The sequence below is a fragment of the Rheinheimera tilapiae genome (assembly GCF_042432165.1).
GTDB classification, from domain to species: domain Bacteria; phylum Pseudomonadota; class Gammaproteobacteria; order Enterobacterales; family Alteromonadaceae; genus Pararheinheimera; species Pararheinheimera tilapiae.
Window position 1 is genome coordinate 756,011 of record NZ_JBHLXP010000003.1, and the last position, 20,230, is coordinate 776,240.

Consider the following 20,230-nt stretch of genomic DNA (forward strand, 5'->3'; position numbering starts at 1 on the left):
ATGACTAAAGACTTTGTTTACGCCAAGCAAGCGAGTACACAAATCACGGCGGAATTTGCCTCGGCAGAGAATCCCTATTTAGCCGTACAGCAACACATTTTCGGCTATGAGCTCGTCGAACTGATGCAAAAACGCAGTTTTACCGACGTGTTGTATCTATTGCTGACCGGTGAGCTGCCAACTAGAGCGCAAGCCCAATTGCTGACTGAGTTACAGATCGCCTTGTGTAATGCCGGCCCACGCCATCCGGCAACCCGCGCAGTGATGACTGCAGGTATCAGCAAAGCGCGGCCAGAGCATTTGCTACCTATTGGTTTACAGGTACTGGGGGGCGAACGTCAGGGTGCAGCCGCCGTTGCTGAAGCATGGCAAGCGCTGCAAGACTGCCTAACACAGCACGATTTCCAACCGGCGCAACAGCCATTACCGGCCGGTTTCGGTCAGGTGTATGCCGGTATTGACCCACTGCAGGCGCGCCTGCTGACTCAGCTCAGCAGTTTGCCAGCCGCAGGCCCGGCGCTGCGGCTATGCAATCAACTGCAATCGTATTGGCAGTCGCAGCAGCAAGGCATCTTAGACATTGGTTTATGTGCGGCCTGTTGTTTAGATTTGGGCATCGGTAAACGCGAAAGCATTGGGCTGTTTCAACTTTTGCGCGCTCCGGGTTTATTAGCCCATGGTATGGAACAAACCCACAGACCTATCACAGACTCGCCCTTATTGTCGGATGACGACTATGAATTCCAGCAAGACCAATAAATACGCTTTTTGGGACGCCCGCCGCGGCCGCATCGTCACCAAAATTGGGAAGTGGGTTGGCGGCGAAGATGTACAGATCCGGCAGTACTCGTTATTGCATGATTTGTTTATGCAAAAGAGTTACATGCAAGTCTTGGTGCTGAACGCGACCGGACGCCTGATCAGTGCAGAACTCGCTTGCTGGCTAGAGAATAACTTTATGGTGATGAGTTATCCTGATGCGCGGATTTGGTGTAATCAAGTCGGTGCTTTTGCCGGTCAAATGCAGGCAAGTCCAAGTGCGGCAACAGCGGCAGGTTGTCTGGCCGCCGACTCTCGCGCTTATGGCGGCAGCCTGACTTCCAGGTTGGCCATGCAGTTCATTCAGCGTGCCGTGCAACAAATTCAAGCCGGCATGACTTTAGAAGAGCTGGTGTCCAGTGTGCCACTTCGTCACGGCAAACCTGCCATCATTGGATTTGCCCGCCCTGTATCCCGCCATGATGAGCGGATAGAGCCCCACCGCAACATGACCGCCGCATTGAGATTTGCCGATGGCCCGCATCTGACTCTGGCGAATCAGCTGTCAGACTATTTACTGGCGACCTATGGCATGGGTATCAATATTGGCGGTTACACTGCCGCCTTTATGTCCGATCAGGGTTTTACCCCGGACGATGTTTATCGAATTAAAAATCTTTGCGTGGCGAGTGGCGTCACGGCCTGTTATATCGACCAATTGCAGCAGCCGCAGCATAGTTTCCTGGCACTGCAGTGTCAGGACGTCCGTTACGACGGGATAGCACCGCGCTCTGTGCCTGAGGTAGAACCTTAACCCTGCACTGTTTTACATCACACCATTTGCGCTCCACCGGCCCAACGGCCTGGTGGAGCAATGCGGTGGTGTTGCCCACTTGTTGGCGCTTTTACCCGCCAGGAGTCATCGACACATTTTGCAGACTTTGCACCCGTGACAACATCGGCGGGATCTCCTCCCGGTCAATCCGCACATCCAGCAAAGTTGGCCCATCACTAGTAAAAATACAATTTAGATCAATAACCTGAAGCTGATCGAACGATTCAATCACGAATGCATCTATACCCATAGCCTGGGCCATTTGCGCATAATTCACCTGCCCGAGTTCAAATCCAACTGCTTCGGCGTTGCCCAGCCGCTGACCATGCATCACCATGCCCATCACGCCATCATTGAGCACAATAAACAAAATGGGCAGGCGTTGTTGTTTTGCCACGGTGATTTCCTGCGCGCTCATCAGGTAAGCACCATCGCCGGTTACACAGATATGCGGTGAGCGGCTGGCATCGCCAAGGGCCGAACCGATGACAGCGCCAATAGCCCAAGCCATTGAGCCAAGCCCCATCGCGATGTGAAATTTGCCATTGCTCTCGGGACGTTGATAGTAGTGTATGGCCCATGCCCATGCATTGCCGGCATCTGCAAAAAAGCGGCTATCCACCGGTAGTGAACGGGCCAGCTGACAAAACAGCGTTTGTGGTTTGAATGGGACGGATGTATGTGTCATCGCATCCGCATCGCGCCAGACACTGCGGCCGCCCAGCGCATTCAGTTCGGCAACTCCGCCAAAATCCGGCCAGCATTTCCCCCATTTCTTCTGAGCTTGCTGCACTTCATCGACCAACTTCTTAAAAATGGCTGGCAAAGAGCCGCAGACATGCAACCGGGCCATTGGTGAACGGGTGAAATGTTCAACACTCGAATCAATGTGGATCAGCCGGTGATTGATCAATTCTTCCGACCAGCCACTGGTCCCCAGCTCTCCGAGCGCAGCCCCAATCGCCAATACCAGATCGAGTTTGCCATCGACATCAGACAACAGCTCAGCAGCACTGCTATGGCCGGCAAAACCGAACACGCCCCGGTACAGCGGGTGCGTTTCGTCGACCCAGCGTTTGCCCATCGGACCTGATACAAAGGGCGCGTTGAGTAATGTAGCCAGTTGCATGATGGAGGAAGACGCATCTTTGCAACCGTCGCCGATAAACAAGGCGATATGCTTGGCCTGGGACAATTCCTGGATGAGTTTTTCCAACCCGACCTTATCGGTCAGCTGGAATTGTTGTGTCAGGAGTTCTGGTTTTACTTTTGGTAAATAGCCAGCATCGGAACGCAAAATATCGGAAGGTATTGAGATGTGCACAGGCCCGGCCGGAATGCGGCTACTAGCCATTACCGCAGCGATCAGTTTGTTTTCCAGCTGCTCTTGGTGACTGACCAAAGAGTTATAGCGGGTACAGTGTCGGAAGATACCGACAATGTCGATTGCGGCGCAGGATGAATCCTGCAAAGCGCGCCGGCCAAATTTAGGCAATGGCGTTTGGGCGGTGATCACCAGCATCGGCACATTGTCTGCGTACGCACTGGCAACGCCGGTCAACAAATTGGTGGCGCCTGGACCGGTAGTCGCACAGCAGACGCCCAATTTGCCGGTTTCTCTGGCGTAACCGTCTGCCATAAATGCTGCGCCGGCTTCGTGTCGGGCAACCACTGCGCGCACGCCGCCACGTCGTTCGCTGCGGGCCAATGCATTAAACAGTGGCTCTATCGCGCCACCGGGCACGCCAAACACATATTCAACACCCAATATATTTAAATATTCGACCAATAGATCGGCATAAGTCACTAATTCCTTGTCTATCCGCTGTCCTTGCTCCACTGAAAGATCATGCATTGGATATACCTTATGAATCGTACCGAGGTGCTGTTACCTCAGTTATAGGGTATATCACAGAAGTGGTTAAAATTACAGCAGGCGCACTAAGTAAGGCTATGAATTAAAAAGTCTTTTCCAAAAGCTCGATCGGCATCGGTTTACTAATATGGTAACCCTGCGCATAGTCGACACCGAGTTGTTGTAGCAGAGTTAGAATTTGTTCATTTTCGACAAATTCAGCAACAGATTTGCGGCCCAATGCATGGGCAATTTCGGCCATGGCTTTGACCAGCACAAAATCCATTGTGTCCTGGTGCATGTTTTTGACAAAAGAACCGTCAATTTTGATGCTGCTGGCGGGTAGTTGTTTGATGTAACTGAAGGTACTAAATCCGGTACCAAAATCATCGATAGAAAATTCGCATCCCAACCGATTTAATTGATTAAACATCGCGCAAGTACCGGCAATGTTGTTCAGGCTGGCTGTTTCTGTCAGCTCAAAGACCACTCGGCTTGGTTCAACCTGATACTTCAGCAGCGTTTGTTCGATCCAGGGTACCAGACGTTCGTCACGAAACGCCTGAGCTGACAGGTTTATCGCGACTTTCTTCAACACCGCATGACGGCTCATCATCTCAATGGTTTTACCAATGACCTGATGATCCAACAGATTGATATCTTCGACCTGTTCCAATGCCTGAATAAACTCGCCGGGATAGACAATGTTGCCGTTTAAATTTAAGCGGACTAAAGCCTCGTAATAAGCTATCGCACCAGTACGCACGCACATAATGGGTTGAAAATGCATGACAATTTGATCGTTCACTATGGCTTCACGCAACTGCTGCGCCCACTGTAACGAGTTGCGTAACTTGTCGCTGGCCGCATCGCTCACGCTATAACAATGTGCTCGGTTGCGTCCTTTGGCCTTGGCAACGTACAGGGCTATATCTGCTTGTTGTAAGTACACTTGGGCATCGGGCTGGCTGCCATCAACAATGGTCACACCGATACTGCAACTCAGGGTATAGACCTTGTCCATTAACCGATAGGGCTGCGCATCCAGTGCGACACAAAGCCGCGTGGCTAATTCGTTGGCCTGCTCTAAGGTTTTGGCAGGCGATATCACGACAAATTCATCACCGCCAACCCGGCATAACAAGTCGTCAGCACTGAGCCCCATTGCCAACCGGTTTGCCACTTCACGTAAAATCGCATCGCCCTGCGAATGACCATGTGAGTCATTCACAACCTTGAAATGGTCTAAATCAATGTACATTAGGGCATGGGATTGTTTGTCACTCGCCAGCGCCGCGATACGCATCAGCTCTCGATCGCTGAAATGACGGTTGTAAAGGCCGGTTAGCGGATCGTGCATCGCCAGATGTTGCAATTCTTGCTCGGCTTTTTTCCGCTCATCAATATTTTCCAAGGTCACAGTGACGCCTGAGATTTTATCAGGCAGTGCCGCCATGTTCAGTGACATCCAGAAATTCGGCTGTGCCAATTGCAGTTCAGTGCGCCACTGGTCAAGATCGCCTGCACATATTGCTGCCAGCTGTGTCCGCACCAGCGCCTGATCTGCCGGCCGCAAAAAATGCAGAAAGGAATCGGGGTCGGCCACTGCGCTATGTGCTGTCAGGTCGTACCAGGCCCGGTTCGCAAACTTGATAGTGCCAGCGCTGGTGAGTTCCATTAATACGGTCGACACGTGGTCAAGTACGCGCTGATGCACTTCCGACAGGTCGCGGTAGCGCTCTTCGCTGCCGGCCAATTGCTGCACTTTTTGTTTAAATTGTTCGTTACTGATCAGAAAATCTTCGCGCATCGCTGCAACGTCAATCACACGGCGCAGTTGTTCGGCACGAAAAGGCTTATTCACAAAATCAGCGGCGCCTTGCAGCATCATTTGCTCGGCTAATTCAATGCCGCCATGCGCTGTCATCACAACGACCGATTGTTTCGGATTCAGCCGCATAATTTCAGCTAATACTTCCTGACCGTTCAGCTCAGGCAGCATCACATCCAGCAGCACTAAGGCATAACTGCTGCTACGCCGGTACATATCGACGGCTTGCGGCCCGGTGACGGCGATCTCCACGTCATAATTTGGCAGCACGATTCTTTTCGCCAATTCGGCAATATCAGCATCATCTTCGACAATCAAAATGGTCTGACGCTGTTGTAATCGTTGTTCAGTCTGTTGGAAACGCGCAACAATTTGCGGTATTTGCGCGACCTGCTCTTTTGGCAGTACCAAATCGATACCATAAGCCCGTGCGGTCGTTTCAGTGATCCGTTCGCAGTAGGTAGCACTGAGCAGGATAATTGGGGTTTTTTCTTCACATTTCAAAACGTTGGCTCTGACTAACCGCGCGAGGCGCCAGCCATCAATGCCACCGATCTCTATTTCAGTTAAGATCAGATTCACGTATTTTTGTTTGAGTATAGCGATAGCGTCGGCGCTGTTATTCACAACGATGAGTTGCAAAGCATCAGATTCAGGCAAGAACTGCTGGACAGTCTGTTGCATCTGCTCGCCAGCGACCAACAACATCACATACTTAACCTGCACTAGCCATTCACCTTAACTATGGTTTGGTTTTGCACAAACATTGTGAATAAAGGACGAGCATAGCTTCAAGCAACTCTGCGACGCAAGCAGATTCATTGTCTGGGCGTATGCTTTGCGCGGTGTGGCACGCCTGCGTTTCAATGCAGCCGACAAGGCATCCATCCACCGATATTGCGATAGTGCTTTTACCAGGCTACAGTGCGTCCAGGCCCGATACTAAATAGCCTGCAGCTCCTGACAATTAGCAGCCGTTGCAGATTGCAGCATTCACCAATCAGTCACTGTTTTGCCATGCCGCCCTTCGCCGCAATTCCACCGGCGCACGCGCACCATTTTAGCGAGCGCTGCTTAAAAATAGCGGGCCTTAACGGATATGCAAAAACTCGTCAGACCGGCACAGCACAGTCAGCCAATATCACTTCACCTGATGTTGCGAAATCAGGCTAAAAATCGCCTCCACCACCACGCCGGGCATTTGTTCCTGTACCCGATGATTCGCCACCAGCGTGCGGACCTCGGCCTGTGGATAAACTGCGCCCATCCGATGCTCTGCGGCTTCCGGGTCTAGTGCCCAGACGCCAAAATCTTCGGCATAGATCACGCCATTCCACAGATTTTTGACTAAGCCCGCTGATTTTGGCTGAGGTGTCGCCGTTTGCGTCACCAGCCGAATCACCGGTTTGCTGAAGGAAACAGGATCTTGCAGCAGATATTGACCCATGTTGTTGATGTTGGCGATTTCCTGGCGCGTGGCTTTTGGCGCCAATACCCAAAGACCTGCCCGGGTGTACCATGGAAAGTCCGCGACAGGCTTGACCAATCCAAGTGGCAGCGCGTCGACTAACAACAAGGCATCCACTTGTTGCGGAAAGTGTTTGGTAAATACCTGCGCATACTGCCCACCCAGCGAATGACCAATCAGCACATAAGGTGGTGCCAATTTTTGTTGTTGGAGCAGCTGCTGCAATCGCGCCGCAGAGCGCTCAGGACTGAACTGGTCTTGCTCTGATTCACTGCGCCCAACCCCGGGGCGATTGTAGAACAGCAAATTACAACAATTGTTTAAGCCCTGAGCCACGGCTTCCCAGGTTTTGAGGTCGAGCATCAGGCCATTTTCAAACACCAGTGTGGCGCGGGGCTTGGCGACACGAAGCGCTACATATTCAATTTTGTCGCCAGCAAGGTCGGCGATTTTTGCTTGTAACAGCGGCGCTGGCTGTGCCTGCGCGTTTTGTGGCGGGGCATCCAAAGCACTGGAACAAGAGATAGTGGTTAGCCACAAGGCCAACAGACAGACAAAACGTCTGCAACTCGCGATAAATCTATGCTGCTGAGCTGCATCATGGCCTGGCACACGGCTGAGGGTTTTAGTCGGGGTGAAGTACATAAAAAATTCCGGAGTAAGCAAAAGAAACAGCGGTCACTTTCTGGCATCGCAGCCGGGCAGAACACCCGACTGCGATGCCATTGCTGGTTATGGTTTTCTGGTTAAGGCTTTCTGGCTATGGTTTCTGCCGGGCAAAGAACTGCCAAATCAGTTCTGGGCCATTTGGCTGCATCGGCGATGGGCCTAACAACCGTGGTCGTTGCCAGTGGGGTTGTGGCATGCCGTGCCCGCCATCAAGGATAGTGATCAGTTCGACTTCAAAGTTGTCTTCATTCTGCCATTGCATTCTCTGCACGTTCTTCACGTCGGGCAGCGGTGCTTCACGTTTTGCCGCTAGTGGCAGCTTATTCTGTGCGGCAAAAAACTCTGCCGACGCGACCGAAGATAACACCTGGCCGTTTTGGAAAAACATGCCCCACAATTCAACTTCGCCACCGCTATACGGCACTATGGTGTCGGCGGTACCGTTCATCAGCAGCACCGATGCGCCTGGTGCGACCGGCTTACATTTGAAATTGTCGGGCGCTGGGACATTGGCAGACACTGCTGCCACGGCCCGAAAACGCTCCGGCGATTCCAGCGCTAAGCGCAATGACATAAAGCCGCCCGCAGATACACCGGTGGCGAACACCCGGCGTTGATCAAAACCATGTGCGGCAATCAGCGTGTCGACTAATGTATTCAGATAGTTCACGTCATCGAGTTCACGCCCATTCACCAGAAAGTCGCCGGTTTTGCTGCAGTCGTTCCAGTCAAAGGATTTACCACTTGGATAGACGACAGCGAATCCATGCTGATCGGCGAGACGTTCAAAGCCATAGCCGGTTTCGCTGCGGATTTGCGCGCCATTTTGTCCCGAGCCATGCAATACCATCACCAACGGTGCGTCTTTGGCCAAATCCTTCGGCAGATATAACCGGTAAGTATAAGTTTCGCCGTTCACCGCCAAGGTGGCTTTTGTGAGCGTACCGGTCAGTAGCGGCTCCTCGGGGTCTGGCGTATAAACGAAATAAACGAATAAACCTGCACACAGCGTGACCAAGAACGTGAGGCCAAGCAGGATAGAACGCAGCGCTTTTTTCATGATGCACTTCACTCAGGTTTGTTAACGAACAGGATGGCTGTAGAAACCAGCAGCCGTGTGTCCGGCGGCTGCTACAACACTGACTTTATTGATTACTTCGTCACTGCTGACTTCGGGCTCAACCATGGTGTGCCCGGCTGTTTCACATAATTCTGCCAGACATAAGACCAGGGCATCACCAGATAGACCAGCACCACCATGCCGATCGCAATCACATTCGGCATTAATTTGTCAGTGAAAGTGCCATTAAGGTACAAAGGCAACGGCACCGTCACTAACCAAATCGTTTTCCAAATCAGTTCCCACATCAGGATAGGCAACATCTGCAATGGATAGCGGATGCCTAAGGCGCACAGTAACCAGAACGCGCCCATCATCGAGGTCTGTACCGTTTGGGCACTGCCCCAGCTGGCGAATGGTTTTTCTGCAGTGAATACACTTGGCCACACGGTTAACGAAAGTCCGATGACCACCAATAAATACATGGCCCGCAGCGCATAAATTTGATATTTGGAAACTTCGTTCATGTTGTGACTCCAAGATGTCAGTAAAATCGTTGCAACCGCGGGTTATTTCGAGCCGAAACCAGGATTTTTTAATGCTTTTAACTGGTCTTCCACATCTTCACGGCTTTTTGCCGATAATGGCGGCATGAACGCCAATGCTTGTTCAAATGAAGCGACCGCTTTCTTGTTGTCGCCCAATACCTGCCAGGTTTGGCCCAACCGGTAATGGACAGCCGCTGTCGCATTAATCTGCAGAGACTTTTCTAACGATAACAGGGCATCTTGTGGTTTGCCTTGTTCCAGTAACGACCGACCAAGCCCGAGATAAGCGGGAGCAGAATCCGGGTGGCGCTGCACCACAGCTAACAAGACTCTCTCAGCGTCGGCAAACTGCTTTTCTCGGTTTAATGTCAAGCCGATTTCTACTAACAGGTCGCGCTGCAGCTTCACAAGCGTAGTGTTATTGTCAGTGTTGACAGCCAAAGCGCCTGCACTGGCTTTTACAAACTCTTCGTCATACAAATCGAATTTTGCCTGCAGTAATTTTGCGACTTCCGGGTTTGATTTTTCCGTGGTGCGGATCAGCTTTTTCGCGCTGGACGTGCTGCCGCCCATTAAACCCGGCACTTCCAGGTAAAACGACGTCAGCGACATGGCAGCGTTATAGTTGGCAGGGTCTAGTGCAATCGCTGTCTTAAAAGCATCACGAATGGTGCCAAGCGAACCCACAGCATCCATCATGTCGCCTTTTTCCGCTTTGGAGCCAAGCACATTGCCAAGCGCTTCATGACATTCAGAATTTTTCGGGTTGTGCGTTATGCATTGCTCCGCCATTTTGGCTGCGTCGTCAAAACGCTTCACGTTGTCCCCGACCAAAATTAAATCAATGTTGCCAACCAAAGCATCGGCATTATTTGGCTCAATCGCGAGTTTTGCGGCGACAGCCGTCTCAACTTCGGCATATTTTTTTGCATCGATAAGCGCGCTGTATTCATGCGCATGCACTGACTGTAGGCCCGACATAGCGGTCAGCAACAGAGCGCAGGCGACTGCTTGACCAACAACGGATTTACCAGAAATAAGATTGCGCATAGTGTGCTGTCCCCAAATGAATATATTTTGCATAACTTCAAAGAATCCAACAGGTTAGGTTGTCTCTTTGCCATGTATCCGATAGGTGCAGTGTCGCTGTTCAGCAAAGTGCCGGCAATCGACAAGGGACGACTGACGGTTTGGCTGTCATGGACGACGAAAAAACGCGGCTGGGCTGCAGGGCTGTGCTGTGCTTAAGGTTTTGAGATGCACTTACCTGAACATATGGCAGTGCATGCCGGCCATCATTTTGCCCGATGGGCCCGCAGTCGCTGGTGGTTCGGCGAGGTCGTCTTCGGCTCATTGGCTGAGGTTAATTGGCTCTGATTAACTGGCTTAAACTGGACGGCCTCAATGAGCCTGCTTCGATTGAAAAAAACTGCCAAGATCCAAGGGTAGTTGTTGTCGGAGAATACGAATTTTGCTTGCAGGAAGCTTGCTACTTCGGGGGATTTATCAGTGGATCAGCGCAGCTAGTTCGCGTTGAGAGTAAAACCGATTCTTTACCAAAAATACGAGTGGTGCTCATCGAATCGACTGGATCCTTCGCACCACCTTTTTTGCAGCCAAGCCTAAGGCATGGCCCATCACTTAATGACACTCAGCATTTTCAAGACATTGTTCAGCATTCTGAACGCTCTCATCAAAACGCTTCACGTTGGCTTCCTGCAAAATTGAATCAATTTTCGCGACGGCAGCATCAAAATTGCTCAGCTGGCTGGCCACTTTATTGGCCACCGCTGCTGCAACTTCTGCATATTTTATCGCTGCATTCAACGTCGGGTATTCATGCGCGCTGACCGACTGTGCAAAGAACATGGCGGTCAGCGCTAAAGCGAATGTGGTTGATTTACGAGCAGTGAAATGACGCATAGTTTGTATTTCCAGATAGTAGTAATGAATATAATTTCAAAGAATTCAAAATGTTAATTTGTTTCTTTGCCGTGTAACCGATAAGTGCAGTGTCGCTCTTTCGCGCAGTGCCGGCAATCAACAAGGGACGACTGACGGTTTGGCAGTCATAGATGACGAAAAAATGCGGCTGGGTTGCCTAAATGGTGGCCTCAATGAGGCTGAGCTCAAGCTGATATTTGCAACTGACATTTGCAGCAGACAATGCGTGACGCATTTTGGTAGTTGAATATTACCTCTGTACCCTTTGCAGATGTTTGAGGCGTGATGTACTTCGATAATAATCATATGACTCGTGATGCTCAGCGAGGTACCAGCCGCCACACGCCATCTAATGAACAAAAGTATTTTTCGATGGCTCTGAAAGGTGCAATTCGCTTCGCTTATTGCCCCCTACGATGGTGCATCCGGCTGGTAGGTTGGGTAGAGCGAAGCGAAACCCACCGCGTGTCGCACACCGGGTGTCGCACACCGCGTGTCGCATACCGGGTATCGCATACCGGGTGTCACCAAGGTCCGCAACTACCCCAAAAGTGACCCGGTGAATACATCCATGAAACGACTGAACTCCCGGCGGTGTTTGAGCACCACTCCCCTCACATCTGCTTAAAATGGTGCAGATAGCTGCGGCTGACCGGCAGGTTTTCGCTGCGGCCTTTTAAGTACACGGTGGCGGTTTCGTTGTCGCCGCGAATAACGTGGCTGACGCGGTCGAGATTGACCACGACTGAGCGGTGGATTTGCACAAAGTGGCTGGCATCCAGCTGTTCGACCAGCTCTTTCAGTGGTGTGCGGATCAGCGCGACGGCGGCTTTGCCTTCGTGGTCGCGCCAGCCGACCAGCGTGTATTTTTCATCGGAACGCAAGAAATCAATGTCGCTGACCGGGATCATCCGCACCGATTGGCCAATGGATGCTTTAATCCAGCGTAACGGTTCTGGCGCGGCTTTTTTCTGTAAGCGTGCCTCTAATTTATCTAATAACATATCGATATCAGGTGCTTCCTGCGCCGCGCCTAGGCGTTCGCGCAGTCGCAGCACAGTTTCCGCCAGCCGGTCCTGTACCACCGGTTTGACTAAATAATCTAATGCGCCTTGCGTAAAAGCTTCGACGGCATATTCGCTGTACGCCGTGACAAATACCAGATGCGCACCGCGGCCAATTTGGCGCGCGGCTTCAATGCCGGTCATGCCAGGCATGTGGATGTCGAGGAAACACACTGTGGGTTTATGCAGCTGATACTGTTCCAGCGCTTCCCGGCCATTACGCGCCTGCGCGACTATGGTTAATTCGGGCCAGGTCGCCGCCAGCATCCGCGCTAACGCACTGCGCAGCAAAGGTTCATCGTCGGCGATTAACGCTGTTGGTTGATTTGACAGCATATTATGCTCCTGCAGATGCGGCAGTTGGTGCAGTCACGGCAGGACTCCATTGCGCCGGTATATTGATATTGACACAAAAACCATGCGGCTCCAGCACCGTCAGGCTAAGTTGGGCCTGACCGGCAAACACCAACTGCAAACGTTCGCGCAGATTGGCGAGGCCAGTCCCTAAGCCCTGGCTGGCCTGCTTGTCACTTAACCCAACGCCGGTGTCTTTCACCTCAGTCAGACAACGACCGTCTTGTAACCGCACCGAAACGTCAATCCGACCGCCTTCTTCACTGGGATCGATGCCATGGCGGATAGCGTTCTCCACCAGCGTTAACAACGTCATCGGCGGGCATTGCACGGCCAGAGCCTCGGGTTCAGCGTGGATCGCAAACTGCAGCCGATCAGGCATCCGCATATGCATTAATTCAAGATAAGCCCGCACCAACTCTAATTCTTGCCCCAAAGTGGTGGCACTGTTATGCAAATTGGGTACGGCCGCGCGTAAATAGGTGATCAAACTTCCCAGCACTTCGGAGGCCTGTGAAGAGCCGGAATCGACCAGTTCACGCACGTTGGCTAAAGTGTTAAACAAAAAATGCGGCTCGACCTGCGCCTGCAATAAACGCAGCCGAGAATCCAGTGCATCTCTGGCTAACTTGCTACGTTCCAGCTCAAACGACAACGCCTGGCGCTGCGCCTGGCCGCTGATATGACGGTACAGCGCCGACATCGCAATCCACGGCGACACTACCAGACCGATGAAAAGCAAAATCGCAAAGCCAAACATTTTTTTCGGGTCCGTACTCCACACTTCCGGATGGGCAAGATTGGTCACGGAAATGATTAACACAGCCGCAAAAGGTGCCACGACCGCGACCGCTAACACCTGCAACACCCAGCGCGCCATCCAGCTCGGTAATTTTTTTGGCCAGCGCTCGAAGATGCCAAAAGCGAGCAATTGCACGCCGCCGAGCATCAGCAGACGGATTGGCGGTATTACCCAGCTGGACACAAAAATGGGGATCCACAGCGCGCTGAACAGCACACAGACCAAAAGCAATAAGCGCAGTCGCTGCCAACCAAATATCGGCGGTGGCGCTGGCGGGGTGGTCGGTAATGAAACAGCAGGTTCATCATGTTGCATAGTTATACGCGCTCTAAAGTGTCAGCAGAATTTTTCATTGGTAATCTCGCTGCGTTTAGCAATGAGGGAATACGTCTAGCTTACACTGCAAAGCACTGGCAGGGATGCCCTCAGATGATGGCTGACGCCTTGGTTGGCGTAAATGACGCTATCGGCAGATGAATGACGGGCGCATTCCGGTCCGTAACAATGAAGCCGCCACAATGTAAACACAACTATATAGCCGCAGCAAAGACCATCGTTTTCGTCATCTGTCAGCATAGAACGTCGTCAGGTCTGTCCGATCCGCAGTTCATCAATAGCAGCGCCGAAATACGTCCTGAAGTGGCTTATTCTGTCAGCATCAAATCTGCAACGACAAAAGGTTATTTATGACTTGGATCCATATTATTGCCGGCTTAGTGGCCATTTTAGCTGGTGCCATGGCGATGATTGCCGCCAAAGGTTCACCGCTGCACCGCAAAGCCGGCAATATGTTTACCATTTCGATGCTGATCATGACCGGCAGTGCCGCGATTGTTTCATTCTTCCTGCGCACCGACCATGTGACTGGCGTGGTTGCTTTGGTCACTGCCTATTTGGTGGGGACATCCTGGTTGGTCGTTAAGCGCAAAGTCGTGGATAGCTATCGGCTGTTGGCCGGCCTTGCTGTGGTCGCGGCGATAGTGGGTGTGTATTCACTGAGCCTATGGTTCAATTTTCTGGAAGATCCAAAAACCTTAATCACCAAAAATAGCCCGCCCCAGGTGTTGGTATTCTTTGGCGTCGTCAGTTTGTTGTGTGCCGCACTGGACCTGCGTTTATTGCGGGCCGGACAGATTGCCGGTGCCCAGCGTTTAGTGCGGCACTTGTGGCGGATGTGTTTTGCCATGTTGATTGCAACCGGGTCTTTTTTCGCCGGTCAAATGCAAGTGTTTCCCGAACTGGTGCGGAAGAGTTCGCTGTTAGGCGTGCCTGTCCTGATGATCCCGGTGCTGTTAGTGATCGTGACGACGTTGTATTGGTTGGTGCGCACTTTATGGAAACGTAAGCGCGCAATCAGCAGCTCTCAAGCGTAAGTGTTTGGTATGCAAGCTTTTCTGGATGAGCCAGTCAGGGATAAAAATACTAACAAAGGTGCTATATCCGCGCGCTTGGCAGAACGATTTAAAAAATGAGAAAACAAGAAGTGGTGCCCGGGGCCGGACTTGAACCGGCACGCCCTTTCGAGCGAGGGATTTTAAATCCCTTGTGTCTACCGATTTCACCACCCGGGCAGAGTTGTGTGTGCAGAGGCACTTAGCAGAACGGCGGCGATTTTACGCTGGCTTTTGCCTGAATGTCATGTGCTTTTTGCGCCTTACGCCAAATTTTTGCCTGGAATGCTGTTTTATCAGCCACTGCATCACCCACCCAATGCTGAAACCACTGCTCCGATCTCAAATTTAGCCATCCAGAAATCTATATAAAAACCAACAGCTTAATAATTCATCAGCCAAAAGTTCTATCCATTTAGCCATCTATACTGTTGCAATCAACATTTTGGCGTGATATTACTAGAAACGCTGCAGCTTTGTTCTGATGTGTATCTGCAGCACCATGCGCCGGCAATAATGGCCAAGCGCCCGAAAAAAGACAGAGCGATGAATCACTTAAATACTATGACCGCCATTCTTCTCAGCCTCCTCGTGCTCCTAATCGGACCTCGGGGTGTTGTGCATTGGTCGTAGTGTAAATACGGATCCAGCAAACAAACCCCGAGCCACAGGCCGGGGTTTTTTGTTACCTCAAGGTCTGATGGGTGAAAATTTCAGCAAGAGGAACAGGACATGAGCAGCGACAACAAGATCTGGATTTTTGATACCACATTACGCGATGGCGAGCAGGCGTTACGGGCCAGCTTAAGCCATAAACAGAAAATCCAGCTGGCCCATGCGATTGCGCGCTTAAATGTCGACGTGATGGAAGTGGGTTTCCCGGTGTCATCGCCGGGTGATTTCGCCTCGGTACAGGCGATCGCCCAAAGCGTCAAAGGCCCGGTGATTTGTGGTCTGTCGCGCGCAGTGTTCGCCGATATCGACGCTTGCGGTGAAGCTTTAAAAGACGCCGAACGCCGCCGTATTCATACCTTTATTGCCACTTCCCCGCTGCACCTGCAATACAAATTACGTAAAACCTTAGAGCAAGCTACGGAGCAGGCGGTTGCCTGTATCCAGCATGCCCGTCGTTATACCGACGATGTCGAATTCTCCTGTGAAGATGCCGGCCGCACGCCAATTGATGACCTGTGCCGGATCGTGGAAGCGGCCATCAAAGCCGGCGCCCGCACTATTAATATTCCGGATACCGTCGGCTATACCATTCCAAACGAATTTGGCCTGATCATCAGCCAGCTGATGCATAAAGTGCCGAATATCGATCAGGCGCGCATTTCAGTGCATTGCCACAACGATTTAGGTCTGGCTGTAGCGAACAGCATCAGCGCTATTCAGGCCGGTGCGCGGCAAATTGAATGTACCGTCAACGGTATCGGTGAACGGGCTGGTAACTGCTCGCTGGAAGAAGTGGCGATGATTATCAAGACTCGTGGTGATTTCCTGCCTTATTACACCGATATCAAAACCACCGAGATTTATCGCTCCAGCCACCTGGTCAGCCAGATTTGCCACATGCCAATTCAGCCGAACAAAGCCATTGTCGGCGAAAACGCATTTGCCCATAGCTCCGGCATTCACCAGGACGGCGTGTTAAAAGCGCAAAACACTTATGAAATCATGTCGCCGGAACAAGTCGGCATCCGCACTAATGAGCTGAACCTGACGTCGCGCTCTGGCCGTGCCGTGATCGCGCACCGCTTAACCGAAATGGGTTACAGCAAAGAAGATTACGATTTAGACCAGATTTATCAGGCGTTTTTAACGCTGGCCGACCAGAAAGGCCGGGTGTTTGATTACGACCTGGAAGCCTTAGTATTCTTCCAGAATCTGCAGGATGACGACGAGCATTATAAGCTGGCGTTTTTAAGTTCCAGCACCCATACCGGCCACGTCGCCAGTGCAACTGTTGGCCTGACTGCCGGTGAAGAAACCTTCACGGAAGCCGCCACCGGCAACGGCCCGGTCGAAGCCGCGTTCCAGGCTATTCATCGCATCGCCAAACTGGACCTGAAAATGGTCGACTACAACCTGCAAGCCAAAGGCGAAGGCGAAAACGCGCTGGGTCAGGTCGACATCATTATTGAATACCAGGGCCGGCGTTATCACGGCGCGGGTCTGGCCACCGACATCGTGCGTTCATCCGTGTTGGCCTATGTGCATGTGCTGAACCTGATTGAACGCAGCAAACGCATTGATGCGGTGAAGCTGGCGCGTAAAAACGCCGACAGCGCCATCGAAAAATAATTCGCTTTAACTTTTTTGAGACAGATGATGAAGACTTACAACATTGCAGTATTAGCCGGTGACGGCATAGGCCCGGAAGTGATGGCAGAAGCGTTAAAAGTGCTGGACGCCGTCAGTCAGAAATTTGCATTTGCGGTCAAAACGCAAAGCGCATTAGTCGGTGGTGCCGCCATTGACGCACACGGTGAAGCATTGCCTGCGGCGACGTTAGAGCTGTGCAAACAGAGCGACGCGATTTTATTCGGTTCGGTCGGTGGCCCAAAATGGACCAGCCTGCCGCCAGCACAACAGCCAGAACGTGCGTCGTTATTACCGCTGCGTAAAACCTTCGACCTGTTCTGTAACCTGCGTCCGGGCAAGATTTACCCGGCCTTTGCCGACTTATCGCCCATTCACCCGCGCACCAGCTCTCTAGGCATGGACATTCTGTGTGTACGCGAACTGACCGGCGGGATTTATTTTGGTGAAAAAGGCCGTACCGACACTGCCGCTTTTGATACGCAGACTTACAGCGTGGCGGAAATTGAACGCATCGCCCGCGTTGCTTTTGAAGCGGCCGGCAAACGCAGCAACAAAGTCACCTCGATTGATAAAGCCAACGTGCTGGCCACCAGCGTGTTATGGCGCGAAGTGGTCAGCCGTATCGCCAAAGATTATCCGGCTGTGGCGCTTGATCATATGTATATCGATAACGCCGCGATGCAGCTCATTCGTTCGCCGCAGCAGTTCGACGTGCTGCTGTGCGACAACCTGTTTGGCGACATTTTATCCGACGAGTTAGCTGCTATTGCCGGCTCTTTAGGCTTACTGCCATCGGCTAGCCTGAACGGTTCGAACTTTGGTTTATACGAGCCAGCCGGCGGCAGCGCACCGGATATCGCAGGCCAAGGCATTGCCAACCCGGTGGCGCAGATTTTAAGTGCGGCACTGTTGCTGCGCTTTAGCTGTGGCGAAGAAGCCGCCGCGCGCGCCATCGAAACTGCGGTCGAACAAAGCCTGGAGCAAGGCATTGTCACCCGCGACATTAATCCGGCCGCCGGTTACAACACCCGCGACATCGGTGACGCCATCGTGCGTTTTATTCAGGCAGCTTAAGGAGTCAGCGATGGGCCAGACCTTATATCAGAAGATTTATCAGAGCCACGTGGTTGGCGCGTTAAACGGCAGCACCGATTTATTGTTTGTCGACCGCCATCTCATTCATGAAGTGACCAGCCCGCAAGCCTTTGCCGGCCTGCGTCAGGCCGGACGTCCGGTACGCCGGCCGGATTTAACTTTTGCCACGATGGACCATAACACCTCGACCCAAGTGCGCAGCTACGATGCGGCTGGTGAGACGTCGCGTAAACAGCTGGAAGCGTTAGCGGCCAACTGCGCGGAAAACGGTATTGAACTGCTGGATTTGTATCACCCGGATCAAGGCATCGTGCACGTGATTGGCCCGGAACTGGGCTTAACCCAGCCCGGCATGATCATCGTTTGCGGTGATTCACACACCTCTACTCACGGTGCTTTTGGCGCTATCGCCTTTGGTATCGGCACCTCTGAAGTTGAGCACGTGCTGGCGACACAAACCTTGCCACAGCAAGTCGCGAAAACACTGAAAGTGGAAGTGACCGGCACGCTGTCGCCTTTTGTCACGCCAAAAGATGTGATTCTGGCGGTGATCGGTGCGCTTGGCACCGCCGGCGGCAACGGGTTTGTTGCAGAATTCTGTGGCGACGCGATCAAAGGCATGACGATGGAAGGCCGGATGACGCTGTGCAACATGAGCATCGAGATGGGCGCCAAAGCCGGTTTAATTGCGCCGGATGCCACCACTTTTGCTTATCTGCAGGGCCGCAGTCACGCGCCGAAAGCCGAACACTGGGATGCAGCTGTCAGTTATTGGCAAAGCCTCTACTCTGACGCCGACGCGCCGTTTGATAAAGTGGTCCAGATCGACGGCAGCCAAATCCGACCGCAAGTGACCTGGGGCACCAACCCAGAGCAAGTGATCGCGATTGATCAGCCGGTGCCGGCACCAGAGTCTTTCTCTGATCTGATTAAGGCCGACGCCGCCCGCCGCGCGTTAAGTTATATGGGCTTAGAGGCCGGTCAGAAACTAACTGATGTCGCCGTTGACGTGGTGTTTATCGGTTCCTGTACCAATAGCCGGATTGAAGATTTACGCGCAGCCGCCGCCGTTGTGGCTGGCAAAACTGTCGCCTCGGGCGTGCGCGCCTTAGTAGTGCCTGGGTCTGGCCAGGTCAAACGTCAGGCCGAAGCCGAAGGCTTAGCTGACACTTTTAAAGCCGCCGGTTTTGAATGGCGCGAGCCGGGCTGCTCAATGTGCCTGGGCATGAATGACGACCGCGTCGACGCCGGTCAGCGCTGTGCCTCGACGTCAAACCGCAACTTCGAAGGCCGTCAGGGCCGCGGCAGCCGCACGCATTTAGTCAGCCCAGCCATGGCGGCGGCGGCGGCTATCGCCGGCAAATTTGTCGATGTATCAACGATTTCTAACGGAGCATCCGCATGAGTGACATCTTCGCCAAGGGCCTGGTGTGCCCGCTGGATAAAAACAACGTCGATACCGACCAAATCATTCCGAAGCAATTTCTGACCTCGGTCAGCCGCGACGGCTTTGCCGAAGCACTGTTTTTTGACTGGCGTTATCTGGCCGACGGCAGCGCCAACCCGGAGTTCGTACTGAATGAACCGCAATACCAGGGTGCTTCTATTCTGCTGACGCGCGCCAATTTTGGTTGTGGTTCGAGCCGTGAACACGCGCCATGGGCGATCCAGCAATATGGCTTCAACGTGATCATCGCCGAAAGTTTTGCCGATATTTTCTTTAATAACAGCATCAACAACGGCATGTTGCTGATTAGCTTAAGTGCGGCCAATATCGATTTCCTGTTTAACCGCAGCAAACAAGGCCCGCAGCAATGGCAAATTGATTTGGCCAATCAGGAGATCCTGCTGGGTAATAACACAGCGATTGGTTTTGCCATAGATGCTGATGTAAAACAGCGTCTGCTGAGCGGTCTGGATTTTATCGGTGCCAGTGAAACGCTGTCCCCGCAAATCGACGCTTATGAAGCGCAACGTCGTAGTGCTATGCCCTGGTTAGGTTAAGCTGCAACGCCCTTTACGATGTGCTGCCAGTGGCAGCACATCGCTGTTTCCTCTCCAATTTTCAGCATCTCTCCTGCATTTTTTTTAAGCTTCATTTACAGTTCACACAACTGCTTTCCAACAACGGAAAATACCCGAATATTATTTGGTAAAACAAAGACTTCCTGACTATCCTCGAACGATGGTGCCCGAACCATCATCTGAGTTCAAATCAGGGTCTGTGAAG

At 52.2% G+C, this 20,230-nt stretch carries 16 protein-coding genes and 1 tRNA gene; 7 read left to right on the forward strand and 10 right to left on the reverse strand.

All coding sequences use genetic code 11. The features are described 5' to 3' along the window. Entirely contained in the window at window positions 1-759 is a 759-nt protein-coding gene (locus ACFFJP_RS14240) for a citrate synthase family protein (protein ID WP_377245306.1), read from the forward strand. Beyond that, window positions 737-1,573 carry a citrate synthase family protein gene (locus ACFFJP_RS14245; protein ID WP_377245309.1) on the forward strand — a complete coding sequence of 279 codons (837 nt, stop codon included), beginning with the start codon at window positions 737-739 and terminating at the stop codon, window positions 1,571-1,573. The genes ACFFJP_RS14240 and ACFFJP_RS14245 overlap by 23 nt, the downstream gene beginning before the upstream one ends. Before the next feature lie 91 nt (window positions 1,574-1,664). On the opposite strand, the gene ACFFJP_RS14250 is transcribed toward ACFFJP_RS14245, so the two are convergent. The 9 genes from ACFFJP_RS14250 to ACFFJP_RS14290 all read right to left on the reverse strand — a co-directional run bounded on the left by ACFFJP_RS14250 (window position 1,665) and on the right by ACFFJP_RS14290 (window position 13,504). Further along, on the reverse strand, window positions 1,665-3,449 hold the full coding sequence (locus ACFFJP_RS14250; RefSeq protein ID WP_377245312.1) for a thiamine pyrophosphate-binding protein: 1,785 nt from the start codon (window positions 3,447-3,449) through the stop codon (window positions 1,665-1,667). A gap of 103 nt (window positions 3,450-3,552) precedes the next feature. Beyond that, window positions 3,553-6,006 (reverse strand): two-component system response regulator, encoded by a 2,454-nt coding sequence (locus tag ACFFJP_RS14255; RefSeq protein ID WP_377245315.1) that lies wholly within the window; start codon window positions 6,004-6,006, stop codon window positions 3,553-3,555. A 415-nt stretch (window positions 6,007-6,421) separates the two neighbouring features. Continuing rightward, complete coding sequence (locus ACFFJP_RS14260) at window positions 6,422-7,393, reverse strand: alpha/beta fold hydrolase (protein ID WP_377245318.1); 972 nt, start codon at window positions 7,391-7,393, stop codon at window positions 6,422-6,424. 115 nt (window positions 7,394-7,508) lie between these two features. Next, the gene (locus ACFFJP_RS14265; protein WP_377245321.1) at window positions 7,509-8,477 is read right to left on the reverse strand and encodes a CE1 family esterase; all 969 of its coding nucleotides are present in this window, start codon (window positions 8,475-8,477) and stop codon (window positions 7,509-7,511) included. A 92-nt stretch (window positions 8,478-8,569) separates the two neighbouring features. Next, the gene (locus ACFFJP_RS14270) at window positions 8,570-9,004 is read right to left on the reverse strand and encodes a hypothetical protein (RefSeq protein ID WP_377245324.1); all 435 of its coding nucleotides are present in this window, start codon (window positions 9,002-9,004) and stop codon (window positions 8,570-8,572) included. A gap of 42 nt (window positions 9,005-9,046) precedes the next feature. Further along, complete coding sequence (locus tag ACFFJP_RS14275; protein ID WP_377245327.1) at window positions 9,047-10,075, reverse strand: tetratricopeptide repeat protein; 1,029 nt, start codon at window positions 10,073-10,075, stop codon at window positions 9,047-9,049. Window positions 10,076-10,666: 591 nt separating this feature from the next. Beyond that, a complete protein-coding gene (locus ACFFJP_RS14280) occupies window positions 10,667-10,948 on the reverse strand; it encodes a hypothetical protein (protein WP_377245330.1) in 282 nt (93 codons plus the stop codon). A gap of 635 nt (window positions 10,949-11,583) precedes the next feature. Continuing rightward, complete coding sequence (locus tag ACFFJP_RS14285; protein ID WP_377245333.1) at window positions 11,584-12,369, reverse strand: LytR/AlgR family response regulator transcription factor; 786 nt, start codon at window positions 12,367-12,369, stop codon at window positions 11,584-11,586. Window position 12,370: 1 nt separating this feature from the next. After that, the gene (locus ACFFJP_RS14290) at window positions 12,371-13,504 is read right to left on the reverse strand and encodes a sensor histidine kinase (RefSeq protein WP_377245336.1); all 1,134 of its coding nucleotides are present in this window, start codon (window positions 13,502-13,504) and stop codon (window positions 12,371-12,373) included. 371 nt (window positions 13,505-13,875) lie between these two features. Here ACFFJP_RS14290 and ACFFJP_RS14295 point away from each other — a divergent pair, with 371 nt between their 5' ends. Continuing rightward, on the forward strand, window positions 13,876-14,562 hold the full coding sequence (locus ACFFJP_RS14295) for a DUF2306 domain-containing protein (protein WP_377245339.1): 687 nt from the start codon (window positions 13,876-13,878) through the stop codon (window positions 14,560-14,562). 111 nt (window positions 14,563-14,673) lie between these two features. Here ACFFJP_RS14295 and ACFFJP_RS14300 read toward each other — a convergent pair. Continuing rightward, window positions 14,674-14,760, reverse strand: a tRNA-Leu gene (locus tag ACFFJP_RS14300). Between the two features lie 552 nt (window positions 14,761-15,312). Here ACFFJP_RS14300 and leuA point away from each other — a divergent pair. From leuA to leuD, 4 genes are read left to right on the forward strand one after another with little or no spacing between them, the layout of a single operon-like run. Continuing rightward, window positions 15,313-16,884: a 2-isopropylmalate synthase gene (gene leuA / locus ACFFJP_RS14305; protein ID WP_377245342.1), complete on the forward strand. Its 1,572-nt coding sequence runs from the start codon at window positions 15,313-15,315 to the stop codon at window positions 16,882-16,884. A gap of 24 nt (window positions 16,885-16,908) precedes the next feature. After that, complete coding sequence (gene leuB, locus ACFFJP_RS14310) at window positions 16,909-17,979, forward strand: 3-isopropylmalate dehydrogenase (protein ID WP_377245345.1); 1,071 nt, start codon at window positions 16,909-16,911, stop codon at window positions 17,977-17,979. 10 nt (window positions 17,980-17,989) lie between these two features. Next, window positions 17,990-19,405 (forward strand): 3-isopropylmalate dehydratase large subunit, encoded by a 1,416-nt coding sequence (gene leuC, locus ACFFJP_RS14315; protein ID WP_377245348.1) that lies wholly within the window; start codon window positions 17,990-17,992, stop codon window positions 19,403-19,405. Further along, the gene (gene leuD, locus ACFFJP_RS14320; protein ID WP_377245351.1) at window positions 19,402-20,004 is read left to right on the forward strand and encodes a 3-isopropylmalate dehydratase small subunit; all 603 of its coding nucleotides are present in this window, start codon (window positions 19,402-19,404) and stop codon (window positions 20,002-20,004) included. Before leuC ends, leuD begins: the two co-directional genes overlap by 4 nt. Window positions 20,005-20,230: the final 226 nt, after the last annotated feature.